This is a genomic window from Arthrobacter wenxiniae (genome assembly GCF_013376105.1).
GTDB lineage: Bacteria > Actinomycetota > Actinomycetes > Actinomycetales > Micrococcaceae > Specibacter > Specibacter wenxiniae.
The window spans coordinates 118,506-140,026 of the sequence record NZ_JAAMFM010000003.1; the positions used below are offsets into that span (position 1 = coordinate 118,506).

Consider the following 21,521-nt stretch of genomic DNA (forward strand, 5'->3'; position numbering starts at 1 on the left):
GAGCAGCGAGCCCTGCGAGCGCGTCGAGACCCGGCGGTCGAGCAGCGAGCCCCGCGAGCGCGTCGAGACCCGGCGGTCGAGCAGCGAGCCCCGCGAGCGCGTCGAGACCCGTATTGCGTCGCATCCCACGGCTCCCCTGCCCTTCGGCAGCATGGCAATTGGGGACCGTTATCCACAATTCCGATATTGGCCCCGAAGATGCGCCGTCCGGCCACGACAATGTGAACATGCCACATGTCTATATCTTGAAATGTAATGACGGTTCCTATTACGTCGGAAGTACATGGAACTTGGAACGCCGGCTTTTACAGCACAACGCCGGCGAGGGGGCGGCGTACACGCGGCGCCGGAGGCCTGTTGCCCTTGTCTGGGCACAGGAACATGACCGGGTCGACTCGGCTTTCGCGGTGGAAAAGCAAATACAAGGCTGGAGCCGGGCCAAGAGAGAGGCCCTCATTGAGGGACGGTTGAAGGATCTGCCGGTCCTATCCGAGGCAAGGTCTCGGCAGATGGGGCCATGACCACTTCAGCGTGAATGACATGGTCTCGACGCGCTCGCAGAGCCCGCTGCTCGACCACCGGACCCAGGTCTCGACGCGCTCGCAGAGCCCGCTGCTCGACCACCGGAGCCAGGCCCGACCAGCGGGGCCGGGCTATTTGCGGCCGAGGAACCAGTCCTGGAGCTTCTTCAGGCGCTGCTGCAGCTGGGGCTCGTTGGCCTGGGCGACGGCGGGGCCGCCGCAGATGCGCCGCAGCTCGCTGTGCACCATGCCGTGCGGCATGCCGGAGCGGGCGCTCCAGGCTGAAACGTTCTTGGCCAGCTCGTGGCGCAGGTCCATCAGCATGCGGTGGTCCACCGCGGCGGGAGCCTCAGGTTCCGGGGCCGCGGAGGCCCTGCCCCGGCGGCGGGTCTGCTGGTCCTCCTGGCGCTGGCGCAGCAGCACGCCCACCTGTTCGGCGTCGAGCAGGCCCGGAATGCCGAGGAAGTCCAGCTCGTCGTCGGAACCGATTTCACCGCCGGTGCCGAATTCGCCGCCGTCGAACAACACCTTGTCGAAGGAGGCCTGGGACTCCAGCGCCTCAAACTTGAACTTCTCCAAGGTGTCGGAGGCCTTTTCCTCGCGGTTGGCCTCCTCCATTTCGGAATCCTCGATGAAACCGTCCGGGTCCTTGTCCGGGCGGTCCAGGGCGTGGTCGCGCTCCAGCTCAAGCTGGTTGGCCAACTCCATGAGGTTGGGCACGGACGGCAGGAAGATCGACGCCGTCTCCCCCCGCTTCCGGGCGCGCACAAAGCGGCCCACTGCCTGGGCAAAAAACAGCGGCGTGGCCGTGGAGGTTGCATACACCCCCACGGCCAGGCGCGGCACGTCCACGCCCTCGGAAACCATGCGGACGGCCACCATCCAGCGCTTTTCGCCGGCGGAAAACGAATCGATCTTGTCGGAGGCCTTGGCGTCGTCGGAAAGGATCACGGTGGGCGACTCCCCCGTGATCTTCTTCAGCTGGCCGGCGTAGGCCCTCGCGTCCTCGTGGTCGGTGGCAATGACCAGGCCGCCGGCGTCGGGCACGGCGCGGCGCACCTCGGCGAGGCGCTTGTCCGCCGCCGCGAGGACGGCGGGAATCCACTCGCCGGCCGGGTTCAGGGCCGTGCGCCAGGCCTGCGAGGTGATGTCCTTGGTGACCGGCGCGCCCAGGGTGGCAGCCATCTCCTCGCCGGCACTCGTGCGCCAACGCATCTGCCCGGAGTAGGCCATGAACATGACGGGGCGGACCACGTGGTCCTTCAGGGCCTCGCCGTACCCGTAGCTGTAGTCGGCCCTGGAGCGGCGGATGCCGTCGCGGTCCTCCGTATATTCCACGAACGGGATCGCCGCGGTGTCGGAGCGGAACGGCGTGCCGGTCAGGGCCAGGCGGCGGGCGGCAGGGTCGAACGCTTCGCGGATGCCGTCCCCCCAGGACAGCGCGTCGCCGCCGTGGTGGATCTCATCCATGATGACCAGGGTGCGGGCGGCCTCGGTCTTGGCGCGGTGCAGCATGGGCTTGCTGGCGACCTGCGCATACGTGACGGCGACGCCGATGAAGCCCCTCCCGTGGCGGCCGTCGGCATTCTTGAAGTTGGGGTCGATGGAGATGCCCACCCGCGCCGCCGCGTCCGCCCACTGGCGCTTGAGGTGGTCGGTGGGCGTGACGATCGTGACCCGGTTGATGGTGCCGCGCGCAATCAGCTCGGTGGCGATGTGCAGGGCAAAGGTGGTCTTTCCGGCGCCGGGCGTGGCCACGGCCAAAAAGTCCCGCGGGGCCTCGGCGAAGTACTTCTCCATCGCCTCGGACTGCCAGGCGCGCAGCTTCTGCGCCGTTCCCCAGGCCGCCCGTTCCGGGTAGGCGGGAGGCAGCGACGGGCCACCAAACAATGTTTCCGTCACGAATTCCCCGCCATCAAATCACTTCTTCCCTGGGCGTTTCCTGCTTCCGGGCACGCCAATTCAAGGCACGGAACCGCACCCTTGAAACTGCTGTTGCTGCTGTTACTTCTTGGGATTCTTCGGGCCCTTGCCCTTGCCGCCTGAGGGGTTCAGGCCCTCGTAGATGGCCTTGCATTCAGGGCAGACAGGGAACTTGTGGGGGTCACGGCCCGGCGTCCAGACCTTGCCGCACAGCGCCACCACGGGATCGCCGGTCATGGCCGATTCCATGATCTTTTCCTTGCGCACATAGTGCGCGAACCGTTCGCTGTCGCCCGGTTCCACCTCCTGGCGCAGTTCCTCGCGTTCAATGACTGCCGTGGACCCGCCGGTGTGGCCGGGGCCGTGCGTGGGATCGTTTTCGAAGGGATCTGGTGGCAAGCTCATGCAAATCATTCTAGCGTCTCCGCCCGCCCGACTCACCCGGGCCCGCGCGAAGAACGACGGCGGTGGGAGCGGTTAATCCCGCACCCCACCCACCGCCGTCGTTCCCCAGCGCACACGGGTTGGCCTTTCCGGCTACAGCCCCTGCCAGGCTGGCTTGTTGGCATAGGCATGGCGGTAGGACGCGGCGCCGGTCAGCTTGGCCGCGGCCGCCTCATCGATGAGGATCGTGGCATGCGGGTGGAACTGCAGCACGGAGGCCGGGCAGGACGCCGAAACCGGGCCCTCCACGAAATCGCGGACGGCCTGTGCCTTGCCGGCGCCGTAGGCCACCAGGACCACGTGCCGGGCGTCCATGATGGTGCCCAGTCCCTGGGTGACGACGTGGTGCGGGACCTGGTCGATGTTGTCGAAGAACCGCGCGTTGTCCTGGCGTGTCTGGTCCGCGAGCGTCTTGATGCGCGTGCGCGAGGCCAGCGAGGAACCCGGCTCGTTGAAGCCGATGTGCCCGTTGGTGCCCACGCCCAGGATCTGCAGGTCCACGCCGCCGGCGGCCTTGATGGCCTCCTCGTAGGCGAGGCAGGCCGCGGCGATGTCGGTGGCGGTGCCGTCCGGGCCGTGCACATTCTCCGGCGCAACATCCACGCGGTTGGTGAACTCACGGCGGATGACCTCGCGGTAGGACTCGGGGTGGCCGGCGGGCAGGCCCACATACTCGTCGAGGGCAAAGCCGTGCACCTGGGTGAAGCTCAGGCCGGATTCGTCGTGGCGGCGCGCGAGCTCGTCGTAGATGGGCAGCGGGGAGGAACCCGTGGCCAGGCCCAGGACGGCCCGGGGCAAGTTGTGGACCAGGTCCTCGATGGTGTCGGCGGCCAGCGCCCCGATTTCCTTGCTGCTGGGGAGGATGATGACCTCCATGAAACACGATCCTTTCACGGCACGGGGAGTGCCGGCGCTGCGGGTGTAATGGCGGGGATGCGCCCTTGCCCTGCAGGAACGCCCTGCCGGCGCCACCGCGGCTGCGGAGGGCGGACAGGGCGCTGTTGCCGGACAAGAAGGTACGCTGCAACCAACCTTAGCGAGTGTCAGCGGTCTGCCGAAACGGCCAGCAGCAGTTCCGGCGCCCGGCGGTCAAATTGCCGCGCCCCCAGGCGGAGGCCGGCCATGAGGGACACGGTGCCGAGGGTCACGCCCGCGGCCAGGGCAATCCAGCCAAGCACCGGCCGGTTGGTGGACATCGCCACCGCCGCCAGCACAATTTCCGGAACCATGAGCACGCCCACGCCGGCAAAGCCCGCCAGCTGGATCAGCATGGTGGGGAAATTGTTCCCGGGCTTGGACTTCAGCGGGCTGTCCCCCGGAAGCGGCGCGTTCATGGTGAACCGCGCGGAAAAGACGCTGGCCAGCCCCAGCCCGCTGCCGACGGCCCCGAGGATGAGGCCCAGGACTGCCGGCAGGAGCGCCCACGTCCCGGCGATCCCGGTCCCCACCACGGCGTACACGACGCCGGGCACAACCGCCAGGCTGCCGGCCGCCAGCGCGCGGCCGGAGCGGTCCGCCGTGCCGGAGACGCCCGAGGCCACATGCAGGGCAAAGGCGGTGTTGTCATAGGAGATGTCGGAGGAAATGCTCCAGACCACCAGGAAGGCCGCCAGCACCCCGCCCAGTGCCAGGGTTGTGCCCAGCATGCCGCCGCCGGCCGCCCGGGACCCGGCGAACACCAGGACCAGCGGCAGCAGCGGGGCGATGACCAGGCCTGCGCTGTAGCGCGGGTCCCGAAACCAGTAGGTCATGGAGCGCGCCGCGACGGCACCGGCAGGGGTTGCCGGGAACAGCCTGAAGAAGCCCATGCTGCCTGCGCCGCGGCGCCGGCTCCCCGAGTAGGCGGGCGTGACGAGGGCCCTTTGCAGGCAGGCCTTCCAAATCCAGGCCAGGGCGGCAGCCGTGGCCAGGGCAATCGCCAGCTTGGCTGCGGCCTGGCCCCAGAGGGCGCCGGCAACGTCAGCGGGCACGGCCCAGACGGCGCCGAGCGGGGTCCACGAAAGCGTGCCTGCCAGCGAGGGCAGGTAGTCCTTGAAGTCCTTGACCCCGGCCGTGACGCCGGCGACGATGGGGCCAAGGAAGATCAACGGCACCAGCAGGACCACGCCGCTGAGGTCCTTGAACCGCCGCGACGACGCCAGGCTGGCACTGGCGGCCGTGACGGCCCGGGACGCCACAATGCTCGTCAGCGCCGCCAAGGCGCCGCAGACGAGCGCCGCAACAGCTCCCAGCGGGTGCCGCCACCACGCGGCGGCGGTGCCCACGGACGCCAGCAGGGTGATGGCGCCCGGGATGCCGATGAAGCTCGATAGGGACAGGCCGGCCAGCAGGGACCTCATGGGAATCGCGTACGTCGTGAACCGTGCCGGATCCAGCGTCATGTCCAGCCCTGCGGCAACCACGGGGATGATCAGCCAGCCCAGGAAGAGCGCCGCGCCGGCCAGCACAGTGACGACGCCGATCGTCTCCGGACCCTGCGTGCCCAGCGCCACGAGGCCCACCAGCACCATGCCCAGGATGCCCAGCCCGTAAAGCGCGCCGATCGCCAGGCCCACAATCTGCATGGTGCTGCGCCGCAGCGAGTTGCGCAGCAGCGCCAGCTTGAGCCTTAGGAGGTGCGCAACCATTGCAGCCCCGCAGTCTGGTTCCGGCCGCCCACGAGCTCCACGAACCTGTCCTCCAGGCTGAGGCCGCCGCGGACCTGGTCCACGGTGCCCGCGGCAAGGACGCTGCCCCGGGCAATGACGGCCACGTGGTCACACATGCGCTGCACCAGGTCCATGACGTGGCTGGAAACGATCACCGTCCCGCCCGAGGCGACGTAATTGTGGAGGATGTCGCGGATGTTGGCGGCGGAGACGGGGTCCACGGATTCAAACGGCTCGTCAAGGACCAGCAGCCGGGGTGCGTGGATCAGCGCCGAGGCGAGGGCAATCTTCTTTGTCATCCCCGCGGAGTAGTCGACCACCAGGGTCCCGGCGTCCCGCGCCAGGTCGAGGGTTTCCAGCAGGTCGCGCACGCGCTCCACCACGGTGTCCTTGTCCATGCCACGCAGCAGCCCCGCGTAGGTCACGAGCTGTTCGCCGGTCAACCGGTCGAACAGGCGGACGCCGTCGGGCAGCAGCCCCATGAGCCGCTTGGCCTCCAGCGGGCTCCCCCACACATCGACGCCATGCACCCAGACCTGGCCGGCGTCCGGGCGGAGGAGGCCGGTGGCCATGGACAGCGAGGTGGTCTTCCCCGCCCCGTTCGGTCCCACCAGGCCGCAAAAGGAGCCGGCGGGAACATCCAGGTCGATGGCGTTGACGGCAAGCTTGGACCCGAAGCGCTTGGACAGTCCGCGGATGGCCAGGGCCGGGGGCCCTTGCCCGGCAGCCCGCGCCTCCGTCAATGAGGGCGAAATTTCAGTCATGGCGCCACCCTAACAACCGGCTGCGGCGGAGTTCACCATCCGAAAGGATGAATTCCCGCGGTGCCGGGCTCGGCACGGGCCGTCGCCGGTGCCGGCTTCGGTGCGGTGAAGAAAAACGGCGCTGCTAGAACAGGGCGCGGGCCAGGGCCTGCCGCGAGGCGGACACGAGGGGGTCCGAGGTGCCCACCACCTCGTACAGCTCGAGCAGGCGCAGCCGGACGGTGTCCCGCTCAGGCCCAAAGTGCAGCGAAATGAACTTCACCAGCCGGGCGAACGCGTCCTCCACATGGCCGCCCGTGACGTCCAGGTCGGCCACCGCCAGCTGGGCCTCGACGTCGTCCGGGTCGCCGGCCGCGCGCGTGCGCAGCTCATCGGCCTGGACCTGGTCCAGCCCGGCGGCACGGCGCATGAGGTGCACCTGGGCCAGCCCAACCTTCGCTTCGGCGTCGTTCGGCTTCTCCGCCAGGGCCTTCTCATAGGCGGCCTGTGCCGCGGCCAGATCGCCGGCCTCGATGGCGTCGTAGGCGGCCTGGTGCAGGGGCGGCAGCGGCGGGGCCTCCGCCGCGGTGGGGTCCGGGGCGCCGCCCAGGTTTCCTGTGACGCCGTTGCTGGCGGCCACCTTGAGGAGCTCGTCGAGGAAGGACCTGATCTGTTCCTCCGGCAGCTCGCCCTCGAACAGCGGGACGGGCTGGCCGTTGACCAGCGCCACCACCGTTGGAATGGCAGCCACGCCAAAGGCCTGGGCGATCCCGGGGCTCGTGTCCGCATCCACGCGGCCGAGGGCGATCTTCCCGGCGTACTCGTTCATGAGCTTTTCCAGCACCCCGTTGAGGACGGATGACTGGTTGGAGCGGCTGGAGCCCAGGGACACCACCACGGGCACCTTTTGGGACAGGCCCACAAATTCCTGGAAGCCTTGTTCGTTGACGTCCACCGCGTAGGGCGATCCGCCGCCCGCCCCGCCTGCCGGCGCCGCGGCACGGTTTTTCAGGGCGGAAAGGTCGACGGCGCCGCGCAGGTTGAGTCCGGACGGCGGGACGGCGGGCAGGGAACTGTTTTGGCTCATGGATCCACTCTATCTGTGGCGGCCCGCGGCGTTTTGGAATCACGCCGCGGGCGAAACTGACCGGCGATACCGGCAGGCGGGCCGGCTACTTGAACTTGGCGCCCACCAGGTTGCGGTTGGCGGAGACGATGCTGATCTGGCCTTTGCCGTCGGCTGGCGGGATGTACATGACCACGGGCTCGGCATAGCTGAGGACAAAGCCCTTGGTGGTCTCCGTGCCTCCCGTAAACACGGCGGCGTCGGCACCGATGGTCAGCGTCGCGTCGGCCTTGGACGTTGCATCAATGCCGAAGGTGAAGCCGACCACCACCATGGCCCCGCCGTCCGCCGTGCGCATGGCCAGGGCTGTTTTCACGTCAGGGGTGTGGCTGAACACGTAGCTGGCGTCCTTGGCCTCCTTGAGCACCTGCGCCTGCGTGTTGAGGACGCTGGGGATGTAGACGCTGTCCTTGAACGTGGACTTCCACTTGCTGTCGGACTTGGTCATGCGGTCGCTCAACGCCGCGATGGCGGCCTTGGGGCTCATCTGGAGACCGGTGCCCGACTCCAGCGGGACGTTTGCCGCACCCTCCTTGTCAACCGCGGGGAAGGTCTGTCCCGGCAGCAGCGGGGTTGCATTGACCAGCTTGTAGTTGGTGCGGGGGCTGGCCTGGACGAGCGTCAGCAGTTGGGGAAGTGCGTTGCCGTCCCCCTTGGTGACGACGACGGCCGGCCGCGGCCACGCCGAGTCCGTGGTGACCACCCGGGCGAGCAGCTTGGTGCTGTTGACGGGGTCAACGGCCGCCTGTTTGGCCACCTTGGAGCGGATCTTGTAGTTCGCCGCGCGGATCTGCAGCGCCATGCCGGCCACGCGGGATTCGAGCTCCTTGGCGTTCTTGGCGTTGTCGCCCGAGGCGACCACGGTGGAAATCGCGGCGGCAATCCTCTGTACCTGGCTGTCCAGGAGCACCGGCAGGCCTGCTGTGGCGCCTGCCGACTGGCTTCCCGTGGCCGTTGCGCCCGCCGGGCCGGATGAGGTGGCCGACGTCGTTGCCGAGGCCGAGGGGCTGGCGGCCGGGGTGGAGGGGTCGGCGGCCAGGGCGGGGCCCATGGTCCCTGCGACCAGGACCGCGGCGAGGGCCGCTCCCCAGCGTGCCTTCACCGGGATGCCGCGGCCGGGCTGCCGACGCGCGACGGCGGGCGCGGCCAAGAATTCGTCCTTGCCTGCCGCCGGCTTGTCCCTGCCCGGGGACTTGGCGGAGGCGCCGCCCGGAGTTCCGGCCCCGCCAGACGCGCCGCCGGAGGCGCCGTCGTCGTTCCCGCCATCTTTCTTGGCTTTCTTGGCTTTCTTGGCGTTCGTCTTGGCGCGGCCCGTGCGGTCCTCGCCCGCCGCGTCCTGCGCGCGGCCCGTGCCCGTTCCGGGTGAATCAATCGTTGCGGGCACGTCAATGGCGGCGGTCCCGCCGGAACCGCTGCCGACGGAGCCCAGGACGGCCCCCGGCAGCGCGGTGGCATGGTCCGTGACCTGCTGCCCGCCTGGAGCAGCCGTCCCGGCCGCGCCACGGGCCCCATCCCCGGCAGTCCTGTCCCCGGCGGTGCCGCGGGCCGCGGCTTCCCTGCGCCGTGCGGCACGCCGGGCGTCGGCAATGGTCGCCGGCTGGGGCGCATTGGCCCGGGCGGCCCGTTCCCTGGCGGCCAGGATCTTCTCCACTTCCACGGCGCCCGTCGCGGGGTCGGGCGGCGTCCGGCCGGCGGAGCGGCGGCCGGCCACGGCTGCCCGGGGCGTGCGCGGGGCGATGAAGAACAGCAGCGCGGCCAGGGCCAGCAGTGCCGAGCCGATGATCATCAACGGCACGGCCCAGGGGGTCGCGGCGTCGTTGTCGGCGGTGATCGAAATGTCGGTGGGGGCCGGTGCCGTGCCGTCGGAGGACACCAGCAGGGCCCAGTCCCCGTGGCCCGGCGCCTGCCAGGTGTAGCTGAGCTCGCCCGTGCCCTTTTCCTCGCTGACCCACATGTCCGAACCCGCAGGGTTCGGCACCTTGGCCGTGCCCGGGGTGCTCCTGGTGGCCAGCGACGCAAAGTCTCCGTTCACGCCCGTGATGTCGGTGTGCGCGGCGTCGCCCACCCAGCCGCTGATGTCACGCTGCTGGGCTACGGCCAGCTGGATGGGCCCCTTGGCCTTGATGGTCATGGTGAAGTTGCCGTCCTTGGCCTTGAGGACGTCCGGGCCAATGACCGTCAAGGGGGACGGCGCAACAGTGCCCTCGACGCCGGCCGTGACGGTGGCGGGCGGGAGCCAGATGGTGCGCTGGCCGATCCCCAGGGCGAGGACCACCAGGCCCACAATGGCCAGGGCAATTGCAATCTTGGAACGCAAGTACATACCTAACATCGGCGGAAAACTATTTTGGTCGTCACTTCAAGGGTAACCGAACCGTTATCTTTGGCCCCGTTTTGCGAGGAAACTCTCACTCCTTCCGGCACCGCGCCCGGCCGCCCGAACAGGCCGGCCCGGCCTGATCGCGTCCGGAAAATGGCCGGTAAATGGCCGCCGCCGGCCGCTGCCGCTGATAATGTCGATTCACCATGGACAACCCGGGCGTGGGCAGCTTTCCCGCTCCCGCTCACGAAGGCAGCCACCCTTGAGTTCCTCTCCTGAAAACGACGCACCCGAGCAGGGTCCCGCGGCCGGCGGCTCCCCGCTGGAGAACGACGCCGGCACGGAACCACGCGAGTCCGGCTCCACCCCGGCGCCGTCCCCGGCACCCGGCGCTCCGGTGCCCGGCACTCCGCTGCCCGGGACCACGAGAACAGGCGCACCCGTGCACGATTCCCCCGGCGGCGGGGGCACGGGGGGACGGGACGCCGGCACACCGCGGGGGGGTCCGGCCCCGCACCCGCCCCTTGGATCACCGGCGGCGGCCGGCGGATGGCGGGCGTGGCTGGCCGCGAGGGTCAGGCAGCCGCTGCCCGGGGCCCAGCCCCGCGTCCGCTTCGCCCTGCCGTCCGAATCGGCCGAGGCCGCAGGCGTCGCTCCCGCCATCCCGCCGTCGGGCGGCATGTTCCGCCACCCCATCTACTTCGGGTTCATGGGGACGGTGGGCGTGGGGATCGCCCTGTTCCTGAACTACATCATGGCGAACACCACGCAGCTGCTGCTGTGGATTGTCACGGCCCTGTTCATCGCGCTGGGGCTGGACCCCGTGGTGCGGTGGCTGGAGGCACGGAAGGTGCCGCGGCCGCTGGGCATTGTGCTGACTCTCGTGGTCTTACTGGGCCTGGTGGCCATCTTCTTCGCCACTCTCATCCCTACGATCGTTGACCAGACCACCCAGCTCTTTGTCAAGGTACCCATCTGGATCAACGACTTCCTCAGTTCCGACCTGTTCCACCAGCTGGACGTTCAGTACCACGTGGTGGACACCGTCAACGCTCAGGTGGCCAAGTTCCTGCAAAGCGCGCAGAGCGTGGGCGGCCTCTTTGGCGGCGCGGTGGGTGTTGGTACCACTATCGTCAACGGCCTGTTCGGCACGCTCATTGTGCTGGTCCTGAGCCTGTATTTTCTGGCCTCCATGCCCTCGATCAAGAAGTGGGGGTACCGGCTGGCTCCACGTTCACGCCGCGCCCGGGTGGAGGAGCTGAGCGAGGAAATCACCCGGAGCGTGGGCAACTACGTGATCGGCCAGGCCTGTGTGGCGGTGCTGGATGCCGCGTTTGCCTTCATCGTCATGAGCATCCTGCACGTGCCGTTCAGCGTTCTCCTCGCATTTGTGGTGGCGCTCCTTGCCTTCATCCCGCTGGTGGGCGGCATGCTGGCGGCAGTGGTGGTGACGGCCGTAAGCCTGACACTTGGGTGGCAGACAGCCGTCATCTACGCCATCTGCCACTTCTCCTACCTGCAGTTTGAGGCCTACTTCGTCTCGCCCCGCATCATGCAGAAGGCCGTGGCCGTGCCGGGCGCCGTCGCCGTCATTTCGGTCATTGCCGGCGGCAGCCTGCTGGGCGTGCTCGGCGCCCTGATCGCCATCCCGACGGCCGCCGCCGTGATGCTGCTCGTCAAGGAAGTGTTCGTGGTCCGGCAGGACAAGATCTAGCGCGGGCCGCACGCCGGGCGGGGTCTGTCAGGCTCGACCGCCGGAGACTGCTGGCCCGCGGCCGACGGCCCCCGGCCACTCGCCGGGCAGCGCCACTGCCCGGCCCAGCACGGTCGACGCAATTTCATCCAGCGCCCGCACCACGTACTTCTCGCCCACCCACAGGTGCTTTGCGCCGGCGACCGGCACCAGCCGGGCCTGCGGGACCAGCGCAAAGCGTGCGCGCGCTTCCTCGGGCCGGAGGTAGTCGTCAAACTCCGGCACCAGCACGGCCAGCGGCAGGCCGCCGGCAGCCCACGCGGCCAGGTCGGCGTCGCCGGCCCGGTGCAGCGGCGGCGAGAGCAGCACGGCGCCTTCCACAAGGCCGGCCACGGGGGCCAGGGCTCCGTACTTGAGCACCAGCTCCGTGCCGAAGGACCAGCCCACCAGCCACCGGTTCGGCAGCCCGCGGTCCGCGGCAAACTGCACCGCGGCCTCCAGGTCCAGCCGCTCGCCCACGCCGCCGTCAAAGGCGCCGGCGCTGGTGCCGCGCGGGGACGACGTCCCGCGCGTGTTGAAGCGCAGCACGGCAATTCCGGCCATCGCCGGCAGCCGGTACGACGCCTTCTTGAACACGTGCGAGTCCATGAAGCCGCCGTGCGTGGGCAGCGGGTGGAGGGTGATCAGCGTTGCCCGGACCACGCCGTCGGCCGGCAGCGCCAGCTCGCCCACCAGGGTGAGGCCGTCCGCCGTCGTCAGCTCAAAGTTTTCCCGCTGGGCCGGGAGCACGGTGGACGCGCGGACGGCAACGGGCGCGCCGGGTTCGGAAACGTCAAGGGTCGCAGGATCGGAAGACATGGCTCAAGCCTATCGAAAACCCCTACCTGTAGCGGTAGCTGCGCCCCCGCCAGCAGTTGGTGTGCCAGTGGCGCCGGTCCCGCAGGCCGGCCTCGGCCCCAAACAGGGCGTCCTCCCGCCACACCACCAGGTGGGCCAGGCCGGGTTGGACGGGGTGGTTGCAGCCCGGGCAGGTGTATTCCTTCTGCGCGTTCCGGGCCGTGATGGTGCGCACCGACCATTCGCCGTCCGGCGCCGACTCCCGCTCCGGGATGCCCAGCCGGGCCCGGTCCAGCTCGAGCTCCCCGTCCGCGGACGGGGCGCCGTTTCCGGCGGCCGTTCCCCGTGCCGGGGAGGCGCGACGGCGGCGCGGATGGTTTGAGCGGGGCATGCAACCATTGTGCCGCACGGGGCCCGGCGGCACCCAAATCGCCGGGACCCGGCGGCGATGCGGCTATTGTTGAGGGCGTGCGTTTAGTGATTGCCAAGTGCTCCGTCGACTACGTCGGCCGCCTCAAGGCCCATCTTCCCCTCGCCGTGCGCCTGCTGCTGGTCAAGGCGGACGGTTCCGTGCTGGTCCACTCCGACGGCGGTTCCTACAAACCGCTGAACTGGATGAGCCCGCCTGCCACCCTGCGCACGGTCGCCGCCGCGGACGCGGAGCTGGAGGACGGCGTGGTGGAGCAGTGGGTGGTGCAGTCCACCAAGGCTGACGACAAGCTCATCATCAACATCCATGAACACATCCACGAGTCCAGCCACGACCTCGGCACCGACCCCGGCCTGATCAAGGACGGGGTAGAGGCCGATCTGCAGCGGCTGCTGGCTGACCAGATTGAACTGCTGGGCAGCGGCTTCACGCTGGTGCGGCGGGAGTACTTCACGGCCATCGGCCCGGTGGACATCCTTGCACGGGATGCGGGGGGCGCGGCCGTGGCCATTGAGCTCAAGCGCCGGGGCGACATCGACGGCGTCGAACAGCTCACCCGCTACCTGGAACTGCTCAACCGGGACCCCCGGCTGGCCCCCGTCCGGGGCATCTTTGCCGCCCAGCAGATCAAGCCCCAGGCGCGCGTGCTCGCGGAGGACCGGGGCATCGAATGCCTGACCCTGGACTATGACGCCATGCGCGGCGTGGACGACAGCGCGTCGCGGCTCTTTTAGCACCGCGGAGGGCGGCGGCAGGCCGGCGGACGGGATTGTCTAGACTTGGACACATGAGCGAACCCACTGCCGCCCCCCGGCCCGCAAAGATCATGGTCTACGGCCCCGTTTTCACCGACCGCGGCCTGGTGGAGCGCGGGCTGCTCGCAGTCGAGGGCGGCCGGATCGCCTACGCCGGCCGCGCCGACCACTTTGACGAGCCCGGCTTTGGGCCCGCCGACGTTGACCCGGCCAACGTCATCACGCTCCCGGACGGCCACCGCATCATTCCGGGACTGGTGGATGTCCACAACCACGGCGGCAACGGCGGCGACTTCCCCAGCGGCGACGAGGCCTCGGCCCGCACCGCGGTGGAGTTCCTGCACCGGTCCGGCACCACCACGCTCCTGGCCAGCATGGTCACCGCCGCGCCGGAAGACCTCCTGAAGGGGATCGGCGTCTTCGCCAAAATGGCGTCCGAGGGCCTGCTCGCCGGCATCCACCTGGAGGGCCCCTTCCTCTCCCACGCCCGGTGCGGGGCCCAAAACCCGGACTTCCTGCTCAAGCCGGACCTGGAGCTGACGGCCGCGCTGATCGAGGCGGGCCAGGGCGCCATCGCCACCATGACCTACGCCCCGGAGCTGGAGGGCGCCGCCGAGCTGGTGGACCTGCTGACCGCACACGGCATCACCCCGTCGCTGGGCCACACCGATTGCGACACCGCCACGGCCGCCGAGTCCCTGGCCCAGGCCCGGGACGGTCTTGACTCCGCCGGGTTCGACGGCGTCTCCGGGCGCCCCACGGTCACGCACCTTTTCAACGGCATGCCGCCCATGCACCACCGCTCTCCCGGCCCCGTTGCGGCGTGCCTGCGGGCAGCCAGGGCGGGCGATGCCGCCGTCGAGCTCGTGGCCGACAACACCCACCTGGCCCCGGAAATCGTCGCCACGGTGTTCGCGCTGGTGGGCGCCGCCAACATCGTGCTGGTCACCGATTCCATGGCCGCCGCCGGACTTGCCGACGGCCAGTACATGCTGGGGCCCTCGCCCGTCACGGTGAAGGACGGCGTGGCCACCCTGGACGCCACCGGTTCGATCGCCGGCGGCACCGCAACCCTGCTCGACGTGGTGCGGCGCACCGTGAACGCCGGAGTCGCGCTGGGCGACGCGCTGCAGTCCGCCACTTCGGTCCCGGCCGAGGTGCTGGGCCTGACCGACGAGGTGGGCTCCCTGCGCCGGGGCCTGCGCGCGGACGCCGTGGTGGTTGACGGCGGGCTGGAACTCCAGCGGGTGATGCGGGCCGGCGTGTGGCTCGACCACGCGCTTGACGGGTAAAGGCCGGCGTATTTCGTTGACCTGATTTGTGATGCATGCCATGCTAGGTCGTGTCTGGCATGGACAGTACATTTATGAGGAGAAGCAATGGCACAGGGAACCGTCAAGTGGTTCAACGCTGAAAAGGGATTCGGCTTTATTACCCCGGACAATGCCGAGGGTGATGTGTTCGTCCACTATTCGGAAATCCAAAGCGGCGGATTCAAGACGCTGGAAGAAAATGCACGCGTCGAATTTGAAATCGGCCAGGGGGCCAAGGGCCCGCAGGCCACAGGCGTCACCACGCTGTAGCACCGCGCACTGCAGGACAAGGGCCCCCGGCACGGCTGCCGGGGGCCCTTTCCCGTCCCGTCCTGCCCCCCGGAACGTCCGGCGGAGGATCCGCCGCGACGCCCGCCCGCGGGATCCGGGCTATGCCCTGCGCAGCAGCCGCGTCAGTTCCCGGACCGAGACGTTGGGCATGTAGGCCTCCCCCACGGCGCGGCCGATGGCCGGCAGCGACAGGGGGTCCTGATACGCCATGTAAAGCGTCCGGTGCCGGGGCTGGAAACGTTTCTTGAATTTGGCCAGCGATGCGAAGCCGTAGGCCGGCTCCAGCGTCCGGGCGAGCACGGCCAGGATCCTTTCCATGGAGGTCCCCTCCAGCGCCACCAGTGGATGCACGGCCGCGGGCGCAGCCGCCGACGCTCCGCCGCCCGCCCCGGTGCCGCTGCCCTCGCCCGCGGTGGGACCCTCGCCCGCGGTGGGACCCTCGCCCGCGGTCAGGCCCATCCCCGTGCCGCGGCCCTTCGCCCGCCCGGCCTCGTGCAGGACGCCCGTGGCCTCGTGCAGGACGCCCGTGGCCTCGTGCAGGACTCCGGTGGCCTGGTGCCCGTGCAGGACGCCGGGGGCAGGATCGTCCGGTGCGTGGACGGAAAGGGGTGAGCCGGACAGGGAAATGTACTCCACCTCCCCACGGAAGTGGAGCACGGCCTCGGCGATCAGGAATTCCATCACGCCCTTGAAGGCATCGTCCTTGCGCCGCATGAAGTCCAGCGTCCAGCTGACCACGGCATCATCCGCAAAGACCGGCAGCCAGCTGGTGACCCCGTGGACGCCGCCGGTGGAATCGACGGCCAGGCAGATCTGGACGTTGTCGTCCTTCAACTCCTCGACCCCTCCCAGCGTAAATCCCAGTTCCGGCAGCGCCCGCCCGGAAACCCAGTCCTCGGAGATTTCATGGATTTGGGTGCGCAGCCCGGTGCTGAGCGTGGAGTATTTGTGCCATGTGGCATTTATCTGCAGCTTTGCCGCCTTGTTGAGCGCGGTGCGCACGTTTTGCCATTCCTTGCCCTTGAATTCCAGGGCGCAAATGTCCAGCAGGGTTTCGGTGGCCACGGCGGCGCGGCGGAAGCCGCGGCGCCGCAGCGCCTCCCAGGATTCATCCGTGAGCGAATAAAAGCACGGAGTCAGGGACTGTTCGGCGCAGTAGTCGATGAAGCCGTCCACGGCGGCCGCCCGGCCGGCCGGCCCGCCCAGGGGCCCGCCCACTGTCACGGCAACCCCAAAATGCACCTGGTAGGCAAATCCGCCCGTGCCGTCGGGCGTGAACCAATACTGGTTGCCGGGCCACAGCGCCATCCACGACAACGAGTCCCCGCCGCGGCGCACCAGTTCCGCGGCGGCCGCCCTGTCGGCACCAGCCGGGCCGGCAACCACGCGCCGGCTCAGGAACAGGGCCAGCACCACCACCACGCTGGCAGTCCACAGCACGGCGCCGCCCATGCTGAACAGCAGCGTCGTGAAGAAGCCGTGGGGGTAGACAGCGGCGCCGTAGCTGAAGGGGAAGGGGTACGGCAGCAGCACGCGCGGCAGGCTGGCAAAAAGGCCGATGAATCCATACTGGCCCAGTTCGTTGCCTTCCGCGTACCAGGCGGCGGCATAAAGCACCACGAACACGCCGAGCATCAGCAGCAGCAGCGCTATGGACCTGCGCCGCAGCGCGGGGTTCGGGTCAATGTGGAAGTGCCGGCGCCTGGCAACCAGGAACGCGGCAATGATGAACGGCACCAGCACCACGGGGAGGATCTCCCACATGGAGCTGCTGATGCTCAGCACCCTGCGCCCCCGCAGCAGCGGCAGCCCGAACCCGGCAAACACCTGAAGGTAAAAACCGCTCATGACGCCTATCACCAGGTGCAGGTAGACGGCCATCCACAGCGCCAGCCGGTTCCCGCGGCGCAGCCCCTCGGCGCACGCCAGGAGCAGGAGCATGGGTGCCAGCGCCAGCAGGTGCCCGCCCGGGCCCCACAGGCCGATGCCATGCCCAAGCCCTTGGCAGGACTCCTCCAACGGCGTGCAGGCGGCCTGGAGCTGCCTGACGCTGGGCACCGGGTTGACCACCAGGTTCCGCAGTCCGGCGAGGGGCCCGACCGGAATGTGCGCCACGGCAGCCATGAGCGGCCCCACGGCGAAGACGGCCACCACGATGGCCAGGTTGGTGCGTGTTTCGCGGCTGGTGGAGCGTGCCACATAGGAGGTGGTCCGGGCCGGGAAGACGGCCATGCCGAGCACCAGGCCGGTGACGGCACCCACCAGAATGAAGAGGTTTTGGGCATGCCCCACGTAGAGGGTGAGCATCAGCGCGATGCCAAGTGTCAGGGACCGCATCCGGCGGCGCCACATGAGGCTGACCAGACGGCTTGCCGCCATCAGGGCACCGGCCGACGCCGCAAAGGGACCCATCAGCGTCGCCTCGCGCATGCCGCCGAGCCATTCAATGCCCACCGCACCGCCCAGCTGCACGACGCCGGTAAACACGACGGCGGCGGCCAGCTGGGTGGAGAAGAAGAGGGCGGCCGCCCGCCACGTACCAACTGTCATCTCGGCCAGGCCCAACACACCGGCCAGGACGGCGAGCCCGGCCAGCAGCCCCACGGGCCCGGCGGTCAGGAAAATGGTGGTGATGAAGGACCACCACTGCCCCGTGGTCAGATCCGTGGACTGCAGCCCCGCCGCACCGGCGGCTGCCCGCGGGAGGGGGTGCAGGAACGTCCGCGTTCCGAGCACCACCACCACCGTGGCCGCCATGACGGCCAGGGTGAAAGGCGTCCGCCGCACCCAGCCGGCCAGCGCTGCGATCATTGCAGCCCCAGGCGGGCACCGAGATAGCTGAACGCGGAGGGCAACGCCTCGGTGACCATCACCCAGGAGTGCCCGCCCGGAAAGGTGGTCCGCTCAACCGTCATGCCAGCCTTGTGCGCGGCTGTCGCAAGCTCCTGCGCGTAACGCGTGTAGACGGCATCCTGGGCGCCCGTGGCAAACCACCCATGGATGGTCGGATAGCTGCGGCGCTCCAGCAGCGTCATCGGCACCACGGCGTCGAACGCCGCCGTGTTGCCGTGGAACGCCCGTTGGACGGTCACCGCGCGATTGGCCGTCAGGGCCGGCTCGAGCTCGGCGGAAATCGCCGCAAAGGTCCGGTAGACGTTGGGGTGCCGGGTGACCATCTGCATGGCACACGTGCCACCGTAGGAGAAGCCGGCCACCGCCCAGTGCTCGTGGTTGGTGTCCACGTTCAGGGTGTTCGTGATCCAATGAGGCACGTCCACTGCCATGTAGGTGTCCACCCTGCCGAGGGCGGAGTTCATGCACATGGTGTTGGCTTCCTGGCTGCCATTGGCGTCCGGCATGACCACCACCGGGGCGAGCCCGTGGTGGGCGTGCGCATAGGATTCCATGATCTGGCCCAGGTGCCCCGACACCAGCCAGTTGTCCGGCGATCCGGGCTGCCCGGTGACCAGGACCACCACAGGGAGCACCGGCGGATGCGGCGTAAAGTAGGCCGGCGGCAGGTACACCACGCCGGGGCGCGCGCGGAAGCCGGAGACCTTGCCGGGAATGTCGACCTGCCGGAATTCGCCTGCGGACATCTTCCTGGGCTCCACCCAGCCGTCCTTCGCGGGCAGCAGGCGGTACCGGTCGGCGGCCTTTTTCTGCAGGAAGTGCGGGATCCCCCGCGCCAGGGCCGGGTCCCCGTGGATGAGGCTTCCCACGGTGGGGTATTCGCCAAAGTAGACGTTCACCTGCAGTGCGCTGACGGCCAGGACCACCACGGCGGCCGCCACCGCGAGCATCGCCCGCGGCACGCTGGTCCGCCCGGCCCGCGGCCGGACCCCGTGGCGCTGCCGCCCCTGGGCCGCGCCGCGGCGAAGGAGCCCGCCCAGGCCAAGGAACGCCGTCGTCAGTCCCAGGACAAGGCCCCAAATGCCGAAGCCGACGCAGGCAATGACGGTGGCGGGCAGGTCCTCGGGCCACCAGTACCAGACGTGGATGACGGCCCAGCCGGCCAGTAGGGCCAAGGCCCCGGAAGCCACGGCGCTCAGCAGGGCGAACAGCCACCAGCGGCGCGAGCGCCTGACGAGCAGGTACGCAAGGGCCACGGCCCCCAGCCCGAAGGCCGCCACGGGAATCAGCCCTGACGCCAGGCTCAACCCATAGAACCATGTCAATACGTGCACAGCTTGCCCTTTTCCGCCAGTCCCGCATGTTCTATCGGGCAACATGGTGATGCTAGCGCCGATTGCTGGGAATGTTCTGGAGCCTACCTCCACGTTCCAATGCCCACCACGGGCCCGGCCTCAAGCCAGGAGGACAGGCCGGCATAGGCGCCGAACTTCATCGCCAGCAGCACCTCCTCGCCCTTGTAGGACAGGGTGACGATGACGGTGTCCGGCGGAACCCGCGTCAGCTCCGTCTCGGTGGGCTGGCGGCGGCCCACCAGTTCAATGGCGCTGCGCACCATCCTCCGGCGTGGAATGGGGCTTAACGAAAGGAGCCGGAACCATTCAAGGTCCGACTCCTGATAGCGGCAAACCCCCATCTGCCAGCGGTTTCCCCTGACGCGGATGGAGGCGTCCACGGTGCCCAGGGCGCGCCGCAGTTGAAAGCGGCGCACCCCAAACAGGCACAGTGCCATGATGACCAGCAGGAATATCGCTGCCAGGACGATGAACGGAATGCCGAGTTCGTTCATCAATGGATTGCTAGTGGATCCCTGCGGTTGACGCTGCGCCGTCTTGCAACTGCGCGTTGTCGGCAACGATCACCACCCGGTCCTTGTCAACCGAGAAGAAGCCGCCGTCCACGGCCACCGCCATGCGGGCGCCATTGACGGGCTCGATGGCCAGTTCACCCTCCGCCAAAATGGCCAGCAGGGGCGAGTGGCCCGGAAGGATGCCGATCTCGCCGTCGGACGTGCGCGCCTTGACCATCTTCGCAGCACCGGCCCACACATGGTGGTCCGCTGCGACGATTTCAACTTCCAGTTCGGCCATGGTTACTTGGTCGATTCCTGGATCTTGGCCCACTGGCGTTCGACGTCGGTCATGTCGCCGACGTTGAAGAACGCCTGCTCCGCGATGTGGTCAACGTCGCCGTCGCAGATCGCCGTGAAGCCTTCAATGGTGTCCTTGATGGAGACCGTGGAGCCTTCGACGCCGGTGAACTGCTTGGCCGTGTACGTGTTCTGCGAGAGGAACTGCTGGATGCGGCGGGCGCGTGCCACGACGATCTTGTCCTCTTCGGAGAGTTCGTCCACGCCAAGGATGGCGATGATGTCCTGGAGTTCCTTGTTCTTCTGCAGGATCTGCTTCACGCGCACGGCGGTGTCGTAGTGCGCCTGGCCGATGTACTGCGGGTCGAGGATGCGCGACGTGGACGTCAGCGGATCAACGGCCGGGTACAGGCCACGTGAGGCAATTTCACGGGAGAGCTCGGTGGTGGCGTCCAGGTGGGCGAACGTCGTGGCCGGGGCCGGGTCGGTGTAGTCGTCGGCAGGGACGTAAATGGCCTGCATGGACGTGATCGAGTGGCCCTTGGTCGAGGTGATGCGCTCCTGCAGGAGTCCCATCTCGTCGGCAAGGTTGGGCTGGTAGCCCACGGCGGAGGGCATGCGGCCCAGCAGCGTGGAAACTTCCGAGCCGGCCTGCGTGAAGCGGAAGATGTTGTCGATGAAGAGCAGCACGTCCTGGTTCTGCACATCGCGGAAGTATTCCGCCATGGTCAGCGCGGACAGGGCCACGCGAAGGCGCGTTCCCGGCGGCTCATCCATCTGGCCGAACACCAGCGCGGTGTCCTTGAGAACCCCGGCCTCTTCCATTTCAACCCAGAGGTCGTTGCCCTCGCGGGTGCGCTCGCCAACACCGGCGAACACGGAGGTGCCGCCGAAGTTGCGGGCGACACGGGTGATCATTTCCTGGATCAGCACGGTCTTGCCAACGCCGGCGCCGCCGAACAGGCCGATCTTTCCACCCTGGATGTAGGGGGTGAGAAGGTCGATCACCTTGATGCCGGTCTCGAGCATCTGCGTGGAGCCCTCGAGGGTCGCGAACGACGGGGCCTTGCGGTGGATGGGCCAGCGCTCCGTGGTGGTCAGCTCCGACTCCGCAATGTCCAGGGGCTTGCCCAGGACGTTGAAGATGTGGCCCTTGACGCCGTCGCCGACAGGGACGGAGATCGGGGCGCCGGTGTCCCTGACAGACGTGCCGCGGACAAGTCCGTCGGTGGCCTGCAGGGAGATCGCGCGGACCAGGTTGTCACCGAGGTGCAACGCGGTTTCAAACGTGATGGTGCGCGTCTCGCCGGCGAGCGTGAGCTCGGCTTCGAGCGCGTGGTAGATGCCGGGGATGGAGCCCGCGGGGAATTCTACGTCAACGACGGGGCCAATGACGCGGGCAATGCGTCCAACGGCACCAGCCTTGGCGGCTACCTGCTCTGTAGTAGTGGCAGTCATCTCTCTCACTTCAATCA

General features: G+C 68.8%; 19 protein-coding genes. 5 read left to right on the forward strand and 14 right to left on the reverse strand.

What is annotated here, in order from left to right; all coding sequences use genetic code 11:
- The first annotated feature begins 227 nt into the window (after nucleotides 1-227).
- Nucleotides 228-521, forward strand: coding sequence for a GIY-YIG nuclease family protein (locus tag G6034_RS03695; RefSeq protein ID WP_176633858.1), 294 nt, complete (start codon nucleotides 228-230; stop codon nucleotides 519-521).
- A gap of 132 nt (nucleotides 522-653) precedes the next feature.
- Here the strand turns inward: G6034_RS03695 and G6034_RS03700 are convergent, their stop codons facing one another.
- The 7 genes from G6034_RS03700 to G6034_RS03730 all read right to left on the reverse strand — a co-directional run bounded on the left by G6034_RS03700 (nucleotide 654) and on the right by G6034_RS03730 (nucleotide 9,722).
- Nucleotides 654-2,423, reverse strand: a complete 1,770-nt coding sequence (locus tag G6034_RS03700; RefSeq protein WP_176633755.1) for a DEAD/DEAH box helicase family protein — start codon at nucleotides 2,421-2,423, stop codon at nucleotides 654-656.
- A 102-nt stretch (nucleotides 2,424-2,525) separates the two neighbouring features.
- Nucleotides 2,526-2,858 (reverse strand): DUF3039 domain-containing protein, encoded by a 333-nt coding sequence (locus tag G6034_RS03705; RefSeq protein ID WP_176633756.1) that lies wholly within the window; start codon nucleotides 2,856-2,858, stop codon nucleotides 2,526-2,528.
- A gap of 123 nt (nucleotides 2,859-2,981) precedes the next feature.
- On the reverse strand, nucleotides 2,982-3,764 hold the full coding sequence (gene nagB / locus G6034_RS03710; protein ID WP_176633757.1) for a glucosamine-6-phosphate deaminase: 783 nt from the start codon (nucleotides 3,762-3,764) through the stop codon (nucleotides 2,982-2,984).
- A 167-nt stretch (nucleotides 3,765-3,931) separates the two neighbouring features.
- Nucleotides 3,932-5,515 carry a transporter gene (locus G6034_RS03715; protein WP_176633758.1) on the reverse strand — a complete coding sequence of 528 codons (1,584 nt, stop codon included), beginning with the start codon at nucleotides 5,513-5,515 and terminating at the stop codon, nucleotides 3,932-3,934.
- Entirely contained in the window at nucleotides 5,497-6,300 is an 804-nt protein-coding gene (locus G6034_RS03720; RefSeq protein WP_176633759.1) for an ABC transporter ATP-binding protein, read from the reverse strand. The genes G6034_RS03715 and G6034_RS03720 overlap by 19 nt, the downstream gene beginning before the upstream one ends.
- A gap of 124 nt (nucleotides 6,301-6,424) precedes the next feature.
- Nucleotides 6,425-7,366, reverse strand: a complete 942-nt coding sequence (locus G6034_RS03725) for a tetratricopeptide repeat protein (RefSeq protein WP_176633760.1) — start codon at nucleotides 7,364-7,366, stop codon at nucleotides 6,425-6,427.
- Between the two features lie 85 nt (nucleotides 7,367-7,451).
- A complete protein-coding gene (locus tag G6034_RS03730) occupies nucleotides 7,452-9,722 on the reverse strand; it encodes a hypothetical protein (RefSeq protein WP_176633761.1) in 2,271 nt (756 codons plus the stop codon).
- 265 nt (nucleotides 9,723-9,987) lie between these two features.
- On the opposite strand from G6034_RS03730, the gene G6034_RS03735 reads away from it, so the two are divergent.
- On the forward strand, nucleotides 9,988-11,439 hold the full coding sequence (locus G6034_RS03735) for an AI-2E family transporter (protein WP_425485454.1): 1,452 nt from the start codon (nucleotides 9,988-9,990) through the stop codon (nucleotides 11,437-11,439).
- 27 nt (nucleotides 11,440-11,466) lie between these two features.
- On the opposite strand, the gene G6034_RS03740 is transcribed toward G6034_RS03735, so the two are convergent.
- Entirely contained in the window at nucleotides 11,467-12,276 is an 810-nt protein-coding gene (locus G6034_RS03740; protein WP_176633763.1) for an alpha/beta hydrolase, read from the reverse strand.
- A gap of 22 nt (nucleotides 12,277-12,298) precedes the next feature.
- The gene (locus G6034_RS03745) at nucleotides 12,299-12,646 is read right to left on the reverse strand and encodes an ATP/GTP-binding protein (protein WP_176633764.1); all 348 of its coding nucleotides are present in this window, start codon (nucleotides 12,644-12,646) and stop codon (nucleotides 12,299-12,301) included.
- A 77-nt stretch (nucleotides 12,647-12,723) separates the two neighbouring features.
- On the opposite strand from G6034_RS03745, the gene nucS reads away from it, so the two are divergent.
- The 3 genes from nucS to G6034_RS03760 all read left to right on the forward strand — a co-directional run bounded on the left by nucS (nucleotide 12,724) and on the right by G6034_RS03760 (nucleotide 15,023).
- A complete protein-coding gene (gene nucS / locus G6034_RS03750; protein WP_176633765.1) occupies nucleotides 12,724-13,419 on the forward strand; it encodes an endonuclease NucS in 696 nt (231 codons plus the stop codon).
- 53 nt (nucleotides 13,420-13,472) lie between these two features.
- Entirely contained in the window at nucleotides 13,473-14,732 is a 1,260-nt protein-coding gene (locus G6034_RS03755) for an N-acetylglucosamine-6-phosphate deacetylase (RefSeq protein WP_176633766.1), read from the forward strand.
- 87 nt (nucleotides 14,733-14,819) lie between these two features.
- Nucleotides 14,820-15,023 (forward strand): cold-shock protein, encoded by a 204-nt coding sequence (locus tag G6034_RS03760; protein WP_176633767.1) that lies wholly within the window; start codon nucleotides 14,820-14,822, stop codon nucleotides 15,021-15,023.
- 120 nt (nucleotides 15,024-15,143) lie between these two features.
- Here G6034_RS03760 and G6034_RS03765 read toward each other — a convergent pair whose 3' ends face one another.
- The 5 genes from G6034_RS03765 to atpD form a co-directional block, all read right to left on the reverse strand.
- Nucleotides 15,144-17,855 (reverse strand): bifunctional lysylphosphatidylglycerol flippase/synthetase MprF, encoded by a 2,712-nt coding sequence (locus G6034_RS03765; protein WP_176633768.1) that lies wholly within the window; start codon nucleotides 17,853-17,855, stop codon nucleotides 15,144-15,146.
- Entirely contained in the window at nucleotides 17,852-19,204 is a 1,353-nt protein-coding gene (locus tag G6034_RS03770) for an alpha/beta hydrolase-fold protein (RefSeq protein ID WP_176633769.1), read from the reverse strand. The genes G6034_RS03765 and G6034_RS03770 overlap by 4 nt, the downstream gene beginning before the upstream one ends.
- A gap of 110 nt (nucleotides 19,205-19,314) precedes the next feature.
- Nucleotides 19,315-19,746, reverse strand: a complete 432-nt coding sequence (locus G6034_RS03775; protein ID WP_176633770.1) for a DUF2550 domain-containing protein — start codon at nucleotides 19,744-19,746, stop codon at nucleotides 19,315-19,317.
- A 10-nt stretch (nucleotides 19,747-19,756) separates the two neighbouring features.
- Entirely contained in the window at nucleotides 19,757-20,047 is a 291-nt protein-coding gene (locus G6034_RS03780; RefSeq protein ID WP_176633771.1) for a F0F1 ATP synthase subunit epsilon, read from the reverse strand.
- A gap of 2 nt (nucleotides 20,048-20,049) precedes the next feature.
- Nucleotides 20,050-21,504 (reverse strand): F0F1 ATP synthase subunit beta, encoded by a 1,455-nt coding sequence (atpD, locus tag G6034_RS03785; RefSeq protein WP_176633772.1) that lies wholly within the window; start codon nucleotides 21,502-21,504, stop codon nucleotides 20,050-20,052.
- Nucleotides 21,505-21,521: the final 17 nt, after the last annotated feature.

What these genes read in the sequence shown, in the direction of transcription:
- G6034_RS03720 (WP_176633759.1), bottom strand. Translation starts at nt 6,300, where the DNA reads ATGACTGAAATTTCGCCCTCATTGACGGAGGCGCGGGCTGCCGGGCAA.
- G6034_RS03780 (WP_176633771.1), bottom strand. Translation starts at nt 20,047, where the DNA reads ATGGCCGAACTGGAAGTTGAAATCGTCGCAGCGGACCACCATGTGTGG.
- atpD (WP_176633772.1), bottom strand. Translation starts at nt 21,504, where the DNA reads ATGACTGCCACTACTACAGAGCAGGTAGCCGCCAAGGCTGGTGCCGTT.
- G6034_RS03695 (WP_176633858.1), top strand. Translation starts at nt 228, where the DNA reads ATGCCACATGTCTATATCTTGAAATGTAATGACGGTTCCTATTACGTC.
- G6034_RS03755 (WP_176633766.1), top strand. Translation starts at nt 13,473, where the DNA reads ATGAGCGAACCCACTGCCGCCCCCCGGCCCGCAAAGATCATGGTCTAC.
- nagB (WP_176633757.1), bottom strand. Translation starts at nt 3,764, where the DNA reads ATGGAGGTCATCATCCTCCCCAGCAGCAAGGAAATCGGGGCGCTGGCC.
- G6034_RS03715 (WP_176633758.1), bottom strand. Translation starts at nt 5,515, where the DNA reads ATGGTTGCGCACCTCCTAAGGCTCAAGCTGGCGCTGCTGCGCAACTCG.
- G6034_RS03760 (WP_176633767.1), top strand. Translation starts at nt 14,820, where the DNA reads ATGGCACAGGGAACCGTCAAGTGGTTCAACGCTGAAAAGGGATTCGGC.
- G6034_RS03705 (WP_176633756.1), bottom strand. Translation starts at nt 2,858, where the DNA reads ATGATTTGCATGAGCTTGCCACCAGATCCCTTCGAAAACGATCCCACG.
- G6034_RS03740 (WP_176633763.1), bottom strand. Translation starts at nt 12,276, where the DNA reads ATGTCTTCCGATCCTGCGACCCTTGACGTTTCCGAACCCGGCGCGCCC.
- G6034_RS03775 (WP_176633770.1), bottom strand. Translation starts at nt 19,746, where the DNA reads ATGAACGAACTCGGCATTCCGTTCATCGTCCTGGCAGCGATATTCCTG.
- G6034_RS03765 (WP_176633768.1), bottom strand. Translation starts at nt 17,855, where the DNA reads ATGATCGCAGCGCTGGCCGGCTGGGTGCGGCGGACGCCTTTCACCCTG.
- G6034_RS03745 (WP_176633764.1), bottom strand. Translation starts at nt 12,646, where the DNA reads ATGCCCCGCTCAAACCATCCGCGCCGCCGTCGCGCCTCCCCGGCACGG.
- G6034_RS03725 (WP_176633760.1), bottom strand. Translation starts at nt 7,366, where the DNA reads ATGAGCCAAAACAGTTCCCTGCCCGCCGTCCCGCCGTCCGGACTCAAC.